The sequence below is a fragment of the Amycolatopsis ultiminotia genome, from assembly GCF_039536925.1.
GTDB classification, from domain to species: Bacteria; Actinomycetota; Actinomycetes; order Mycobacteriales; family Pseudonocardiaceae; genus Amycolatopsis; species Amycolatopsis ultiminotia.
The window spans coordinates 1-1146 of sequence record NZ_BAAAZN010000056.1; the positions used below are offsets into that span (position 1 = coordinate 1).

Sequence of the window (1146 nt, forward strand, 5' to 3'; positions counted from 1 at the left end):
CAGGACCGGGGTGGTATGGCGCGATCTGCCGTAGCGGTATGGGCCGTGGGAGACGGTCTGTGACCGGTTCTGGCGCTGGTCTCGCAACGGCACTCTCGCAATGCCGGTGGGCAAGGTCCGGGTGATCATGCCATTGGCCGCCACCATTCCCGAACGCCGCGACCAGCAGAACAACCGGGCACGCCGCAGCAGCCACGGCGGCCGCCCACCCGGCTTCGACTCCACCGCCTACACACGCCGCAACGTCGTCGAACGCTGCTCCAACCGCTTCAAACAGTTCCAAAGCCGTGATCGACCTGGCCACCCCACCAACCACTGACCGGCCACGCCCTACGTGTGCTGCCCGGGGAGGTTGCGAGCGTGGGGACACGTAGTCGGATGATCTTGGTGTGAGGGAGGGCCTCCGGGTGTGGTGTGGGTCACCACAGTCTGCGCCACGTCACGGAGGTCCTCGTGTCGCACCGTAATGCCCCGTTGAGTCCGACGGGCAGGCTGCGCCTGGCCCGTTGTGTGGTGGACGACGCATGGCCGCTACGGCGAGCTGCCGAGCGGTTCCAGGTGTCGGTGTCCACCGCCCAACGCTGGGCTAACCGGTACCGCGTCGAGGGTGGGGCGGGCATGACCGACCGGTCCTCTCGTCCGCACTTGAGCCCGCGCCGCACCCCGACGCGCACCGAGCGGCGGATCATCACGGTTCGGGTACTGAGGCGGTCGGGGCCAGCCCGGATCGCGTCGTTGCTGCGGCTGGTGCCCTCCACCGTGCATCGCGTGCCGGCTCGCTACGGCCTGACCCGCCTCGACCGTGGCACCGGCCGGCCGGTGCGGCGCTACGAGCGCGCCACCCCGGGCGAGCTGGTACACGTGGACATCAAGAAACTGGGCAACATCCCCGACGGAGGCGGCCACCGGGCCGTCGGCCGTCAGGCCGGGCAGCGGCACCGCACCCGCACGCCAGACAAAACCCTGGACGCCCACGGCCGCAGCCATGTCGGCTACAGCTACCTGCACAACGCCGTGGACGATCATTCCCGACCCGCCTACAGCGAAATCCTGCCCGACGAGAAGAAGGAAACCGCGGTCGCGTTCTGGCAGCGCTCCCAGATCTTCTTTGCTGCCAGCGCAATCACCGTTCAGCGGACACTCACC

Annotated in this window: 2 protein-coding genes; both read left to right on the forward strand. The window is 68.8% G+C overall.

Translation table 11 applies throughout. The annotated features are described in order from the left end of the window. Window positions 1-100 precede the first annotated feature (100 nt). Window positions 101-319, forward strand: a complete 219-nt coding sequence (locus ABD793_RS42520; RefSeq protein ID WP_344869568.1) for a hypothetical protein — start codon at window positions 101-103, stop codon at window positions 317-319. A 134-nt stretch (window positions 320-453) separates the two neighbouring features. Then, a partial coding sequence (locus tag ABD793_RS42525) for a leucine zipper domain-containing protein (protein ID WP_344869567.1) occupies window positions 454-1146 on the forward strand: 693 nt, incomplete at its 3' end.